The 13,600-nt window shown below is 63.8% G+C and carries 14 protein-coding genes; all 14 read right to left on the bottom strand.

The annotated features are described in order from the left end of the window. Positions 1-11: 11 nt before the first annotated feature. Complete coding sequence (locus H4684_RS10550) at positions 12-974, bottom strand: amidoligase family protein (RefSeq protein WP_192623694.1); 963 nt, start codon at positions 972-974, stop codon at positions 12-14. Positions 975-1,223: 249 nt separating this feature from the next. After that, positions 1,224-1,481, bottom strand: coding sequence for a hypothetical protein (locus H4684_RS10545; protein ID WP_022993020.1), 258 nt, complete (start codon positions 1,479-1,481; stop codon positions 1,224-1,226). A 12-nt stretch (positions 1,482-1,493) separates the two neighbouring features. Further along, the gene (locus H4684_RS10540; RefSeq protein WP_192623693.1) at positions 1,494-5,042 is read right to left on the bottom strand and encodes a DUF4815 domain-containing protein; all 3,549 of its coding nucleotides are present in this window, start codon (positions 5,040-5,042) and stop codon (positions 1,494-1,496) included. A gap of 15 nt (positions 5,043-5,057) precedes the next feature. Next, positions 5,058-5,591: a hypothetical protein gene (locus tag H4684_RS10535; RefSeq protein ID WP_192623692.1), complete on the bottom strand. Its 534-nt coding sequence runs from the start codon at positions 5,589-5,591 to the stop codon at positions 5,058-5,060. 12 nt (positions 5,592-5,603) lie between these two features. Then, positions 5,604-6,107: a hypothetical protein gene (locus H4684_RS20635; protein WP_225940362.1), complete on the bottom strand. Its 504-nt coding sequence runs from the start codon at positions 6,105-6,107 to the stop codon at positions 5,604-5,606. A gap of 9 nt (positions 6,108-6,116) precedes the next feature. After that, positions 6,117-6,710 carry a hypothetical protein gene (locus H4684_RS10525; protein WP_192623691.1) on the bottom strand — a complete coding sequence of 198 codons (594 nt, stop codon included), beginning with the start codon at positions 6,708-6,710 and terminating at the stop codon, positions 6,117-6,119. 10 nt (positions 6,711-6,720) lie between these two features. Further along, entirely contained in the window at positions 6,721-8,295 is a 1,575-nt protein-coding gene (locus H4684_RS10520; protein ID WP_192623690.1) for a phage tail protein, read from the bottom strand. Then, positions 8,295-9,704, bottom strand: coding sequence for a baseplate J/gp47 family protein (locus H4684_RS10515; RefSeq protein WP_192623689.1), 1,410 nt, complete (start codon positions 9,702-9,704; stop codon positions 8,295-8,297). Before H4684_RS10515 ends, H4684_RS10520 begins: the two co-directional genes overlap by 1 nt. A gap of 99 nt (positions 9,705-9,803) precedes the next feature. After that, entirely contained in the window at positions 9,804-10,733 is a 930-nt protein-coding gene (locus H4684_RS10510) for a GPW/gp25 family protein (protein ID WP_192623688.1), read from the bottom strand. Then, positions 10,733-11,623, bottom strand: coding sequence for a hypothetical protein (locus H4684_RS10505; RefSeq protein ID WP_192623687.1), 891 nt, complete (start codon positions 11,621-11,623; stop codon positions 10,733-10,735). Before H4684_RS10505 ends, H4684_RS10510 begins: the two co-directional genes overlap by 1 nt. A gap of 12 nt (positions 11,624-11,635) precedes the next feature. Continuing rightward, positions 11,636-12,646: a YfaP family protein gene (locus tag H4684_RS10500; RefSeq protein WP_192623686.1), complete on the bottom strand. Its 1,011-nt coding sequence runs from the start codon at positions 12,644-12,646 to the stop codon at positions 11,636-11,638. Then, entirely contained in the window at positions 12,643-12,951 is a 309-nt protein-coding gene (locus H4684_RS10495) for a hypothetical protein (RefSeq protein WP_020886740.1), read from the bottom strand. The genes H4684_RS10500 and H4684_RS10495 overlap by 4 nt, the downstream gene beginning before the upstream one ends. A 10-nt stretch (positions 12,952-12,961) precedes the next feature. Continuing rightward, the gene (locus tag H4684_RS10490) at positions 12,962-13,225 is read right to left on the bottom strand and encodes a PAAR domain-containing protein (protein WP_011366988.1); all 264 of its coding nucleotides are present in this window, start codon (positions 13,223-13,225) and stop codon (positions 12,962-12,964) included. Beyond that, positions 13,222-13,596 carry a hypothetical protein gene (locus tag H4684_RS10485; RefSeq protein ID WP_015721232.1) on the bottom strand — a complete coding sequence of 125 codons (375 nt, stop codon included), beginning with the start codon at positions 13,594-13,596 and terminating at the stop codon, positions 13,222-13,224. Before H4684_RS10485 ends, H4684_RS10490 begins: the two co-directional genes overlap by 4 nt. Positions 13,597-13,600 lie beyond the last annotated feature (4 nt).

Raw genomic sequence — 13,600 nt, 5'->3', positions numbered from 1 at the left:
GGGGCACCTCCTTAAACAGTGAGGCCGGGAACTTGCCCGGCCTCGTTGGTGAGAGTGGTGGTTTCGGTTTCATCCGGAAGGACGTCCTCCGGTTTGGGCCGTCCGTTCTTGAAGGCTGCGTCGCCGGGCATGTTGGCCATCAGATGCTTGCGGGCGGTCTTGAACTCGTCGCCGATCAGACCGAGGTGGAGCAGGAATACCCGGAAGTCGTACTTGGCGCTCTGGGGATCGAAGTCCCGCTTGCGGCTGGAGGCCGCCCGACCGTTGAGCGCCTTGGCTGCGACGGCGAGGCAGAATTGCAGGTAAGCCTTGATCCGCCCCGCGTGAAGGGTCGCCTCGAACCAGCGGAACTCCACCGTGCCCCGGTACCAGACGTTGTGCAGGTTAACCCCGTGGTAGCGGCTGTTGTCGTAGTGCTGGGGCTGGCGGTTGTGGTAGCCGTACCAGATGCGGTTGAGCTGGTCCTTGGTGCGGGGGCGATGCTGTTCGATACGCTGGATCAGCTCGTCGCTGACCGGCCGGGTGTAGCGGTTGAGCCGGTCGCGGCTGATGCCGAGGGCGTGGAGGATCAGCGGCTCCTGCTTGTAGATGATCTTGGCCAGGTTACCCAGGTGCCTGCCGTCGAAGGGCGCGGCGTCGATATGAATGTGGATGCCGCACTGGCTGTTGATCTTGCCTCCGGCGCGGCGGATGGCCCGAACCACCTCCTGCAGTTGCGGGATATCGTCATAGCCGAGCACCGGGCTGACCACCTCGGCCCGTAGATGGGCCGGGACGCTGGTCAGGGAGGCGTCCCCCACCACCTTCCAGACGCGGCCGCGCAGGTCCTCGACCTCCCAGGGGTCATAGCTGCTGGGGATGCCGACATGGCGGACCGTGCCGCCCACCACCGAGTGGATGGCCCAGGCGATCTGCTCCTGGGTGCGTTTTACGGTCTCGATCTCGATCCCGTAGTGGATCTCTTTCAGGTTCATGCGTGCCTCCGTCGTTCGTGGCGCTTATAAGTCGGTGTCTGGCAAGGCTTTTCAGCCTCCGCTTACACCATGAATGAATGCTTCTTTCCGGACACAAATCAAGTAGAAGAACAGCCGAAGACGACATTTAACACGTTTATTTTCAATGACTTGCGAGATTGGCCGGATTGGGCGGCGCACAGGCGGCAGAAACCCCGGAACGGGCTGGCCGTATCCGGGGTTTCTGGGTTGGCGGTGGCAGTGATCCGGTCAGCCGGAGGCGGTATCGGAGGTGATCAGGCTGGCGTGCAGCTCGAGGTTGCGCGACTCATCGGCCCGCATCCGCGCCAGCAGCGCCGTGAAGGCCTCCGCTTCGTCGGTCGGGAGCTTTGATGCCCGTTCCAGCCGCGCCAGGCGCTGGTGCAGATTCTCCAGTAGTCCCAGGGCGTGGTCGCGGATCAGGCCGTCGCGCTTCTCCTGCGGCGTGGGGATGAACTCGGTCAGGCCGCCTTTGCGTCGAACGATCATGGCCGTGCCTCCTTAGCTCAGGGTCGCGCCCAGCGAATGGATGCGCGGGTAGATCAGCGGCGTGCCGGTCATCTCGGCCTTGTAGCGGACCTTGTTGCCGGTGTTGTCGGTGAAGGTTCGCACCAGGGTGTACTCGGTCCAGTTCTCGTCGATGGGCCGGGTCTCCTGGATGGTCATCGCCTCCCAGGTCAGGCCGCCGTCGTTGCTGGCGAACCATTGCAGGGTGGTGCCGCTGGGGATTTGCATCTGCACATAGGCCTTGGTCGATTCCACCCCCTGGGTCAGCTCGTTCTCACGGGTCAGATAGGCCCCGGTGGTTTTGTTGAGGTAGCCCACCAGGTTGACGTCGCGGAAGTTGATGGCCGGGGTGTCGTTGGAAAGCGAGCTGCTCAGGCGCACGCGGATCTGGACCCGGGTGGCGAGGTTGGGCAGCCGCTCCTCCTCTGCGGGAACCATGGCGTCCCAGGTCACGCCGCCGTCGGTGGAGTATTCCCAGTCGAAGCCGGTGCCCTGGGGGATGGCCGAGTATTCGTCGAGGTTGATATCGGAGAACTGCACGCCGGTGATCGGCTGGAAGCGGATCATGCCCTCGGATTGAAAGTTGTAGCCGTAGATCTTCATCGCCAGGTCGGAGCCGTTGAGCGGCGTCCAGGTTTCGGCGTTGGAGCTCTCCAGCAGCACGCCCTCCATGTAGGTCTGCCGGGTGATGATGCCCCAGCGGCCCATCTTGCCGAGGGTGGCGGTGCGGACCTTGTAATTGGTGCTGTTGGTCAGCAGCACCACGGCATAGCTGGTGTTGGCCTCGGCGTAGAACGGGTCGTCGAAGCGAATGCGGGTCTCGCCACTCAGGCTGATCTCGTTCGGGGCCAGCACCTTTTCGGCGAACACCACGCCGTTGGGCAGACCGGTGGTGACGCCGCGAATTTGCACCGTGACCGGGATGCTCGGGTCCCTGGCGGTGAACTGCAGTCCGATGCTGGAGATCACCTGGTTTTGGGTGAAGCTGAAAGTCTGGGCCAGCGGATCGCGGGGCACGAAGATGGTCTGGGTGCGCCAGACCACCTGCACCACGGGCACGCGGATGATGCGGTTTTCGATGATGCGCTCGATGCGGGTGATGACCAGCGGATCGTTGATCTGCAAGCTGGCCCGTGCCGAGTAGACGCCGTCGGCCATCTCCACGATGCGGTTGCCGTTGCGGGCGTTGGTCGGAATGGTGAAGGAGGCGCTGACCCGACCGGCCTCGTCGCTGATCAGGTTGCTGGCCATCACTTGGCCGTCGCAGCGCAGCACGATGCCGGACTTGCTCGAGGTGAAGTTGATACCGGTGACGGCGATGCCGGTCTGGCCGCGCCGCCCGAGGTTGGGCGTGATCTGCAGCATGGCCGGTGGCTTGTCGAATACCGCGTAGGGGTTGATGTTGCGCTCCTCGGACCAGTCGTTCTGCTCCACCAGCACGGTCTCGTTGCCCGGCAACAGCGCCAGGCTGCCGAAGAAACTCGCGTTGCTGCCCGCCTGATCGACCGAGAGAACGGTGGAGTGTGGAATGCGGTCCGGCGCGACGAAGCGGGCGATTTCGTTGACCCTGGCGTCCCATTCGGCGTGGTAGATGTCCGACTGGGCGGTGTTCGAGAAGTCGTCCGAGTAGATGCCTTTCTTGGTCTGGGCGTCCCGGTTCTGCAGTTCGTTGTTCATCTGGTACTGGGCGTCGTTGTACTTCAGGTCCTCGACGTCCTGGATGATGTCGTGAATCTGGTCCATGGTGATGCGGGTCAGGCCGAAGTTGCGGATCTCCATGTCGGTGGAGTTGGGCGGGCAGTCGATGCTGCACAGCCCCAGGGCGTTTTCCGGCACGATGGGCAGCTTGGGGAAATCGGCCGGAGCCCCTTCCAGCCGCTTGATCTCGGTGGTGGTGGCATAAACAATGTCGCGGCGGCCAAGGTAATAGTCGTAGTCCAGGCTGCAGTTGGAACCGTTCACCGGCTGGTCGCCGAGGCTGCCGCGCCCGAAGTTGATCACGTTGAGGTTGCCCAGCTCGAGCTGGACCGCCGACATGGTGAGTCCGGCCGTGTTGGTGGCCAGAGGCGAAGCGGTGCCGATCTCCTCGACACCGTCGTCGACGTAGGAGAGCGCCTCGCTGCCCAGTTCCATCAGTCGCTTGTAGTCGGTGCGTGCGCCGTTGGTGGCGGCCCGGTAGACGCGATAGCCTGTCGCGCCGCTGACCGGCAGCCAGGAGAGCTTGTTCATCTCACCGGCGGTGGTGGCCCGGGCAACGACCGCAGCGGCGTTGAAGGCCGTCTCGCCGGTGGCGTTGTAGGCGGTGACCAGATAGAAATAGTTTCCGGCCGCCGGATGGTTGGCCTGCCCGAACCAACCGCTGTCCACATAGTCGGTGCCCTTGACCATCTGCTTGGTGTAGGTCCAGCGCACCGTGTAGGTGGTGCCGATGGCCGGTTCGTTGCCGGAGCCGAGCCAGTCGACATGGTTGCCCGACTGCTGCCAGTCCACGCCCTCCTGGAAAATGGTCGCTCCCTGGCTGACCTCGAGGATGTCCACGACGGGATTGGGGTCGAGCAGGTCTTCGCCGCCGCCCACCGAGCCGCGAGTGACGTTGCGGGTGATCTCGACGATGGCCTCCACCTGGGTCGTCTCCTTGAGCGGCGTGGAGTTGACCGGATAGCGGCGCTTGTTGATATCGAAGGTCTTCTGCTCGCCGCGCACCGACTTGGTGGCGATGGATTTGGGCACCAGGGTCGAGGTGGGCAGATCGCGCTGATGCCGGAAGCCCTGGATGTAGGCGCGTCCGGCGTTGGTGATCGCCTCCACGCTGTCGTCGTCGACGCCGCCGATGAAGGTGTCGAAGCCCCGCACCAGATAGCTTCCGGCTTGGTCGAAGGTGCGCTCGGCCAGGTTCTGAATCAGTGAGTTGAGACCCTCGGCGGCGGCGAAGGAGAGCTGGTCCTCGGTGATCGAGGAGACGGTGATCCGGCTGCCCGGCAGCGTGCCCAGCAGATCCCGCAGGTAGAGGTTGGACTTCTCCTGCACCGTGGGCGTGACGTCGCCGCTCTCGCGGTCGAACTTGTAGATCGGGATCACCCGGCGCTCGGCCACGTTGTTGGGCAGCGTCTGGCCGCTGGTGTCCGTCGCCTTGAGGGAGAGAACCCATTTTTCCCGCTCGGCGGTGGGCTCGCCGGTGGCCGGATTGATCAGGGCCGGGTCCTGGGTGTAGCCGTAGTTGTACTTCAGCAGCTCCACGTAAACGTAATCGGCCCCGCTGGTGGTGGCCGGGTCATAGGTCAGGGTCGCGCCGCTCACCTGTTCCAGATGGCCGTCGATGTAGACCACGCCCGGGGCCAGGGTCAGGACGTTGGCGGCCGCGCTGACCTCCAGGCCCATGATGATGGAGCCTTCCTTGAACAGGATGTCGGCGATCTTGCGCCGCTCCAGGTTGATGATGTCCTGTTGTTCGTTGAGTTCGGAATCCAGCAGGTCGCGATCCTGATGGTAACGGATGCGCTTGTAATTCTTGGTCGGGTCGAATGTCTCGCGTGAGATGCTCATGTTTGAATCCTCCAGTTAGATCTTGATGATCCCGACCAGCTCCACGCGGGTGTCGGAAATCTTGTTGAAGTCGGGAATGTTCTTCACCTCGTACAGGTAGCCCGGGTGCAGCACCTCGCCGGTCGGGTTGGTGTCCTGATGGAACACGCCGCTCATGGCGAGATCCCCGGTGACGCTGGCCGTGTACTGCACGTCGCCGCCGAAGACGCCGTATTCGCGGATGGTGATGCCGTTGGCCTCGGCCTCGTCGAAGCGAAAGAAGACGCCGATGGTGTTGGTCTCCTCGCCGGTTTCGAGATAGCGCACGCCGTTGACTAGCAGCGCCCCTTCGGCGTCCTCCTTGAGGAAGGTCCGCTTGTAGTTGCGCTTGCGGGCGCGTTCGTTTCTGAGCCCGGTCTGGCCGATGTCCGGCGCGGGCGGATTCTGCGGGTCGGTGAAGCTGGCATCCCCGTCGCCGATGGCGCAGTGGGTGATGCCGTCCACGGCCTGGCCGAGGAGGAGTTTGGCCGTCAGTATCCGGCCGGTTTTGACGATGAGTCCCAGTGCCATTGCTGTTCTCCTTTAGGTCTGAATTTCGTGGTCTTGATCGATGAGCACCGCGAACAGGATCTGGCGCGTGTCGGCAAGCAGCCCGGCCGGGATCGCGATGCGCTGGACGGTGTCGGATCGGCTGATGTGTGCGCCGGATGTTCGAACGCTGGTGTCGATACTCCGCAGCCAGGGGCGCGTCACCCGCACCGCCGCGTCGGCATCGACGCCCAGACGGCCATGGATGACGAGCCACCGGTCGGCGCTCCGGTTCAGGCGGTTGTGGATGACTTGGCCGGTCGCGAGCAGCCTGGCGACTTTGGCGAGGACGACAGCCTGAGTCTGCGCCAGCACTTCGAAGGACTGGTGGATACGACACGCCGCATCCATGTCAGCTTCAAAAGCGCGAACAACCCGGTTGGCGGTATCTGTATCCACAAGAAGTGAGCCCAGGAGCACCGGACGTGTGTCCAGGTCACTTGCCCAAGGCCGGGTCACCCTCGCGGAAATATCGATATCAATCGTGATGCCAGCCATCTATGCGCCTCAGAGAATCGGGTTTTCCGTGCCGGTCAGGCGCAGCTTGATGTCGAGTTTGTTTTGCACTGGAGTGCCCGGGAGCACGGTGCAACGCCGCCAGAAAGACAGCGTCTGCTGGAAGGCCTTGTCTCCGAGATTGAGCGGTGCGCCCTGGGTGGCGGTGTCGAGTCCGGCCTGGGTCAGGGCCAGGCGGTACCAGACCGATTCGTCGGTGCTGGTCTCATCAATGGGATCGAGCACCAGCCCGGTGTAGTCGTAGCCGGAATAGACGGTCGTTCCGGCGTCGTGCGCGGCCGGAGCGGTGTTGGCCACGCCCCGCTGCACGGTGAGATTGGCGGTGCCGCCGCCGCTTTCGATGAGCATCTGCTCGCCGTCGATGATGATGAGTTCGCCGTCGGCAAAGCGCGGTTCGGCCAGGGCGATGGAGGTCTGCGACGCGTCTATGGCCGAGGCGAGGCTCGTCTGCTCGTTGGCGACGTAGAGCTGCCGATCCTTGATGTCGCCGTCGGTGCCGTTGTAGCTCTCGGCCTCGGGGCGGCTGAAATCCCCCTCGGAAATCTGCTGAGTCAGCGCTTCGTCAAGATAGAGATGTATCGCCATGGGTTCTCCTTCAGGTGGGCCACTGGGTGGCGCGATAATTATTGGTGGCGGCCTCGAACCCGGCCTGCGTCGGCGCGTGCAGGTCCTGCTGACGGAACAGCCAACGGTAAGACGGCCGCGACCAGCGGAATCCGGCCTGGTTGAGGCGCATGCGGCTGACGCGCATGGGGCGGGTCCGATCCACGGAGAGGCGCAGGCCGGTGGTGTTGAGCGGGCTCGCGCCCAGCTTCATGGTCTCGACCCGATGGCGCTGGAGAGAACCTGTGTCCACGTAGACTTCAAGCGAGGCCCGTTCGCCGGTCAGATTCGCATTGCTCAGATACCGGGTGTTCAGGGTGTTCGCGTTGAGCCGGAACATAGGCCCTCTCCGCCGCCATCGGTCGATCCGGTCGACGGCCAGGGTGACGTCCGCGTCGCAGCCAGCGGTGGAGGCGAGCAGCAGGTTGCTGATGCCGCCCTGGTTGGCGGTGAGGTCGAGACCGGCGTTGAGCCTGGAGCGGCCAAGCTGGAAGCAGAGGCGGTGCCGGGATTCCAGCGGCAGGCGCAGGTCGTACTTGGCTTCCGCTCGTTCAACCGGTTCCGCCTGCGTGTCGAAAAAGAAGTCCTTCTGCCGAAAGCAGTAGCGCAGCGCGGTCTCGCCATGGGTCAGCGGCTTGCGGTTGAGATGGTTCTCGCCCAGCCCGAAGCCGCTTTCCAGTACATCCCCTTCGAAGTCGCGGCCGGTGTAGATGGGCGTGCAGAAGGAAACCCGGTCCTCGCCGACGCGGGTGTACGGAAGCCGCCAGTCGTTGAGGGCCTTGTGGTTCAGGCGCATCCGGTTCTGGCGGCCGTGAAAACGGGAGACTTTTACGGTGGCCCGGTCGATTTCCGGGACCATTTCCGTGGTACTGGTGAGCTGCAGCAGCTCCCAGGCCCTCTGCTTGTTGGTCAGGTGACGGCAGGAACCGAGCGAGGAGCGGCCAAGGACGAAGGTCTCGTCGAGAAACGCCAGCACGATCCGGCGCACGGCGTTGGCGTGCCCGAAGTCGAGCATTGCGCCGCCTTCGATCCATTCCAGGAGGAACTGGAACCAGAAACAGCGCGTGCCCGCCGGGTGGTGAAATACCAGAGCGTCGCGCAGCCCCTCCGTCTGGTTGAGACACAGCACGCGAAACACGCCGAGGCTGAACACCAGCCCGGGTAGTTTGGCGCTGCTAAGTCGGGAGCGGGCATTGAGACGCAGCGCCGAGCGGAAGGTTTCCTGGAGTTCCCCCTGCCAACCGAGCGCGTCGAAGTCGCGTTCGATGGCAGGAATGGTGCCCTTGCGGCGATAGATTTCGACCGCCTCCCGCACGCGGCGGCGCTGGCAGTCTGGCGAACAGGTGCCGTCCACTTCGAGGCCGACGAGCCTTGCCAGCAGCGGCAGAAAGCGCTCGTCGCAATGATCCACATCGAAGATGGTCGGGAAGTCGTCGATGGCCTGCTTGAGTTCGTCCAGCGTTCCGGCTGGAAGGCTCAGAAATGTGCGCAGGTCAACGGCCCCGTCGTTGTGCTCGTAAAGCGGCGGCAGCAGGCCGAGCAGATTGTCCTTGAACCAATCCGACATCAACCGGCCCTCCGCAGATCGAGGTTGACTCTGCCGAGAACCGGAATTTCGCCGTGGCGCAGCTCGATGTCCTGCTGGGGCGCGTAGAGATGCATGTGGCTGACGCCGCGCACGCCGTCGATCAGGGCCACCAGGTCGGAGAAGTGAATGGTCTGCCCGAAGGAGACCCGGTCGAAAGAAAAGAAATCGGTGAGCGCGGCTTCGATGCGGCTGCGTACGTTTTCCAGCGGTTCACCGGGCCAGATGTAGACCTCAGCGTCGATGGAAACGGGCCGGTAGATCGGGTCGAACAGGTTGATCTCGACCGTGATGACCTTGCGGCGTTCGAGAAACTCGGCGAGGTCCCGTTTGAGCAGCGCCGAGGGCATTCCGCCGCCGTTGGGGGCGATGGCCAGTTGAACGTTGTAATAGCGGATGTTCTGGCAGGCATTGGTGTCGAGCACCTTGGCCTTGGCGACGCCGGGGTAGCCCTCGGCGAGGGCCTGGTAATCCTCCAGGGTGACGGCCTTCCAGAGACTGCGCAGCTCCGCCGGTGCCTGTCGGCGGGCGTGTTCGAGTGCTTCCCGCGAAGCGCCACCGGTGGCGGGCACCGGGTTGGTGACGGTCAGAGAGACCTGGCCTCCGTCAAGGTAGATCGGGCTCAGCAGTTGAGTGATCCGGTTCGGACCGAGATTGCCCTGGTCCCCGATGGTCTGCAGATAGCTGACGGCGATGGCGCTTCCCTGAGCGGGTACAGCGCCGCTTTGCCCGTCGCCGAAAATCAGGGTGGAGATGTCGAGGGCGTCCAGGTCGGCCATTAAATGGCGGCTGTCGGCCAGGCTGTCCTGGAAGTGATCGACCTCGCTCCAGGCGTCGTCCCCCACCGTAACGGTGATGGTGCCCTGGGCGATGACGTCGCCGGTCAGGCGGATGCGCTGGAATGGCAGCCCCGTCGAAGTGAAGGTCTCGGTGCGGCGCACGCCTTGCCGACCCGGGATGTCTACCGAGAGTACGCCTCGCGGGATCAAGCCGTCCTCGACCGTCTCGAAATCCGCCTCGCCGTCACTCAGCAAGGCGCGGCAGGCCGTCCCCGCCGGAATGGTCAGATCCTTGCCGAGCGGGGCGGAGAGCCGGAAACGCAGCGTGGTGGTGGAGGCCACCGGCGAATCCAGCCGGTAGCCGATGAGTTTGCAGAGGTTGATGACGTTCTGGCGCTGGCGGGCCGTGGGCAGAAAGGCCTCCGCCGCCTGGGCGTCCAGGTAGTAGGCCAGCATGTCGCCCACGCCGCAGAACAGATCGAGCAGGACGACGCCGAGATCGGAGTGGTTGAAATCGGTCCAGCGGTCGGTGAGTTGCGGGATCTTCGCCAACAGCTCCTGGCGGATCGATTCGTAATCCTTGTTGATGTATCCGATGCTTGCGCGGCCCATGGTCTCTCCGGTTTTCGGCGGTTATGCGAGAGCGCCTGATGCTCTCGCCACGCCGGTTACTTACCGGAAGGGGCCTGGATGTGTCGGAGGCGGGATGCCTCAGAGCGGGCCGCGCAGTTGCCAGACGGGATTGGGCTGTCCGGAGGTGTTGTTGAGGTAGTGGGATTCCTTCTTGCCCTCGAAATAGAACAGGCCGATGCGACCAGACTCCGACGTGGTGATCCGGTGAACGGTGCCAGCGGCGTTGTCTTCCGCCTGGCTCTGGGTGTTGAAGCCCAGACCGCTCGCAGCCAGATAGAGGGCATGCTCGGCCTGGGGCGCTTCCGTTTCAGGCGCTCCCTCGAAGACCAGGTAATGGCCGTGATTGTCACCCGGATCGCTGACGATCCATTTGCCGTTGCGGTCCTGAAAGGCTCCCTCGATGTAGGCGATCTCGTATTCTCCGGCTGGCCAGATGAAGGAATCGTCCGGATCTGGACTCATTTCGGCCGCGTCGAACCAGAGCAGATTGAACAGTGAGCGCACGTCCGGCGACAGGTGCACGCTGCGCACCGGCGGTGGTTCCGGCTCGGGTTCCGGCGGTGGTTCCGGCTGGGGATAGCTGGGCGCGGGATTGTTCGGGTCTTCTCTGTAGAAGGGATAGACCAGGTTGCCGTCCACCTGGCTCTGGATCACCCGGTAGGCGATATGTACCAGCAGCAGGTTGCCGTCGATGTTCAGCGGCCGGTCGTCGAAGCGCACCTCCGTGATGATCACCCGCTTTTCCCAGCGCTTGATGGCGTCGATCACGTAATGGCGCAGCAGGCCCTTGAGCACCTCGTCGTTCTGTTCGAACACCAGATCCTTCAGCCGGGAGCCGAACTCCGGATTCATGAACCGTTCGCCGATCCGGGTGCCGAGGATCTGCAGGATGCTTTCGCGGATATGCTCGTGCTCCCGCGAGGTGGCGGTCGAGACCTGGGTGCCGCCGGATACCGACTGAAACCGGAACGGGTAACGCAGCCCCTTGCCGAGAAAGTCGTAGCTCATCAGGTACGCTCCTCGCAGTCGAGGCCGCACTGTCCCGAGCAGCCATTTTCCGGTGCGCCGTCGTCGATGGCTTCTCCCTGGAACCGGACCACCAGATCTAGACCGCTCTTGAGTCCCAGATGGATGGTTCCGTCCGCCTCGATCAGCCCGCCGTGGTCGGACTGGCCGCACTGGAATCCTTTGGCTCCGCCGGAGAGCAGACGGACAGCGATGGTTTCGCCGATGCCCTCGATGCGGCCGATGCCGATGATGTCGATAGGTCCGGCCGGATTGATGAGGGTGATGAACCGCTCCCGGTGATTGACGTCGAGACGGATGCCCTCGGGTAGATCCACCGCGAAGCGTTCCGCGCCCATGGCGGTCGGCTCGATCCCGGCGGGCAGTCCGCTGATACCGGCTGCCTCCTGGGTCGCGCTCAGATAGGACTCGACCAGGGTGTAAAGGCGTCCCGGGGCGACCTCTATGGCCGTGCCGGGTCCGGGGGTGATGACCTGCTGTTCCCCGCCGTCGATAACGCAAATTCGCTGGTCGTCCGTGGTCCGCAGGATCATGCCGTCGGGCAAGGTGAAGAGCCGGTTGCCATCCGGCAGATCCCGGGGTTCGGTGCCCGCTGGCAGTTCGACAAAGGGATAAAAATCGGGCTCCGGCTCGATCTGTACCTGCTCCAGGTACTCCTGGGTCCTGGCCTGCTGGGCCTCAAGATAGGCCTGGGCCTGGCCACGCATCGCCTCCGAGGCGGCGTGACTGGCCTCCAGCAGCGTGCGGATGCCGGAAAGTTCTTCACGGATGCCGGACAGGTGATCGCAGAGCGCCCGCAGCACATACTGTTGTTGGCCGGAATCGGTTTGTTCGATGGTGGCCTGCAAGTCGGCGGGTTCTTCGGAAATCATGGACAACCTCCATTACATGCCGACGTTGGCGGGTTGGGATTGATAGCTCATGGCGTTGACCGGCGTCACTGTTCCAGTCGCGCCGTCGATTTCGAACACGGTCCAGACCGTACCCGGGGCGTTGGGAACGGTGAAGGTCTGCTCACGGCCATCGCTCAGGAACACTTTCACCGTGGCTCCGGACTGCGCCAGGCCGGTGCTCGGATTGGTGTTGCGGTTGGTGTAGTCGTGGACCGCGTAGCGGTAGACGCCGGGGATGAGCCGATGGATGGTGATGGTCTCCGGCCCGTAGGAGCTGGTGTCGTCCACGTCCAATTCCGCCGCCTCGTTTTCGATGGTGTGGGAATAGAACACATGGAAGCGACCGCCCGATGGCGTCGGTCCGGTGAGATGGGAATCGAGATCCCGGGGGTTGAGCCCCCACTGCAACACGATGCGGGCGACCTGGCCGTCGAGTTCGGGCGAGAGAACGATCTGGATGTCGCCGGAGGTGTTGGTGTCGGCGTTCACCCAGCCATGCCAGGCGATGTATCCCGGCGCGGTGACCTCCACGTAATAGAACCCCTCGGGCACGGTCAGCTCGAACCCGCCATAGGCGTTGGCGAAGGTCTGGAACGCCGCCGGGCCGGTTTCCGAGCGGCGGAATTCGATCAGCGCGTTGCCGACGCCGCTGGTGTTGAGGGCGTTGACCACCATGCCGCTGAGGAAGACCGATGCTCCGCTGGCAAAGTCCGGGTGGTCGGCGAACCAGGACGGATCGCGGACCTCCACCAGAACATGGCGGAGGCTGTCCCGGAACGAGGATCGCCAGACCATGAGCACGGCGTTGCCGATGGTCCAGCCGCAGCGAATGACACCGTCCGGCCCGATCTCCGCGACCTCCGGATTGCTGGAGGCAAAGACCGGGGCGTCCACGTCGCCGCGCAGGGAGAGCGGAACCCGTTGCTCGAACTCGCCAGCGGAGAGGCGGATGGAGCGAGGCTGAACCTCCCAGTGGCTATAGTCTGGCGCGGTATCCGTCATGAAGGAACCTCCACCGGTGCGGAGACGCCACCGCCATAGACCTCGACCTGGACGTGACGCAGGCTGAGCCGCTCGGGCGAATCCCAGACCAGGATCATGGCCGCCCCGGGAACGAAGCCGCACTCGACATTGCCGTCCTCATCGACACTGGCCACGTCGGGATTGGACGATTCGAACACCGGCGCTTCGGGTAGACCACGGATCGAGAGCGGAATGCGCTGGACGAATGGGGATCGCGAGACCCGGATCAGTTTCGGGAAGACATCCCAGTAGTGCGGTTCCTGCGGCTGTTCGAGATTGTTCATAGCGGCCCCCTCAGTTGTCGATGGTGTCGGGACTGCCGGTGACTATGATGGCTCCGCAGGCGGTGATGTCGCCGATGCGGGCGTTGGGCAATCCTTCGGTGATGGTGTCGAAGCTGCCGGTCACAATGGGCGTCACGCCATGCCCAGGGATGGGACAGACGTGCAGATCACCCATGCGGGCCACTGGCATGCCGTTGTCCAGCGTCCGGCTCGCCCCGGTGATGATGACGCCGCCGTGACTGCTGATGTCGCCGAGCCGCGCCTGGGAGCTCATGGGTTCACCTTCAGCAGCAGATGGATCAGAAAGCCGACGAGTCCGCCGATGGTGCTGCCGATGGTCAGCACCAGGCCGACGATCTTCCACATGGTCTCGGTCCCCATCTTAGAGCCGACCCGGGCATGCAGCCGGTCGATCTCCTCGGCGTGCCGGTGCAGATCGGAATAGATCGAGCGGACCAGCACCTCGACGTTTTCCTTGTCCGATTTCTTCTCGATTTCACGCTCGATCTTCTCGAGGCGGTCCTGGATTTCCCGGCGGTGACTTTCGAGGATGCTGCGGAATTCCTCCCGCCAATGATCGAAGGTCCGGGCCAGCAATTCCTCGCTGGCCGAAAGTCCGGAGGGCGTTGTTGTTCTTTCTCCCATGCGA

Source organism: Desulfomicrobium macestii (assembly GCF_014873765.1).
GTDB lineage: Bacteria > Desulfobacterota > Desulfovibrionia > Desulfovibrionales > Desulfomicrobiaceae > Desulfomicrobium > Desulfomicrobium macestii.
This window is presented reverse-complemented; position numbering and strand designations above follow the sequence as displayed.

Coding starts and splice junctions, on each gene's coding strand:
- H4684_RS10520 (WP_192623690.1), bottom strand. CDS start 8,295: ATGTCGGATTGGTTCAAGGACAATCTGCTCGGCCTGCTGCCGCCGCTT.
- H4684_RS20635 (WP_225940362.1), bottom strand. CDS start 6,107: ATGGCTGGCATCACGATTGATATCGATATTTCCGCGAGGGTGACCCGG.
- H4684_RS10500 (WP_192623686.1), bottom strand. CDS start 12,646: ATGACGGATACCGCGCCAGACTATAGCCACTGGGAGGTTCAGCCTCGC.
- H4684_RS10540 (WP_192623693.1), bottom strand. CDS start 5,042: ATGAGCATCTCACGCGAGACATTCGACCCGACCAAGAATTACAAGCGC.
- H4684_RS10505 (WP_192623687.1), bottom strand. CDS start 11,623: ATGATTTCCGAAGAACCCGCCGACTTGCAGGCCACCATCGAACAAACC.
- H4684_RS10485 (WP_015721232.1), bottom strand. CDS start 13,596: ATGGGAGAAAGAACAACAACGCCCTCCGGACTTTCGGCCAGCGAGGAA.
- H4684_RS10510 (WP_192623688.1), bottom strand. CDS start 10,733: ATGAGCTACGACTTTCTCGGCAAGGGGCTGCGTTACCCGTTCCGGTTT.
- H4684_RS10490 (WP_011366988.1), bottom strand. CDS start 13,225: ATGAGCTCCCAGGCGCGGCTCGGCGACATCAGCAGTCACGGCGGCGTC.
- H4684_RS10545 (WP_022993020.1), bottom strand. CDS start 1,481: ATGATCGTTCGACGCAAAGGCGGCCTGACCGAGTTCATCCCCACGCCG.
- H4684_RS10515 (WP_192623689.1), bottom strand. CDS start 9,704: ATGGGCCGCGCAAGCATCGGATACATCAACAAGGATTACGAATCGATC.
- H4684_RS10550 (WP_192623694.1), bottom strand. CDS start 974: ATGAACCTGAAAGAGATCCACTACGGGATCGAGATCGAGACCGTAAAA.
- H4684_RS10495 (WP_020886740.1), bottom strand. CDS start 12,951: ATGAACAATCTCGAACAGCCGCAGGAACCGCACTACTGGGATGTCTTC.
- H4684_RS10535 (WP_192623692.1), bottom strand. CDS start 5,591: ATGGCACTGGGACTCATCGTCAAAACCGGCCGGATACTGACGGCCAAA.
- H4684_RS10525 (WP_192623691.1), bottom strand. CDS start 6,710: ATGGCGATACATCTCTATCTTGACGAAGCGCTGACTCAGCAGATTTCC.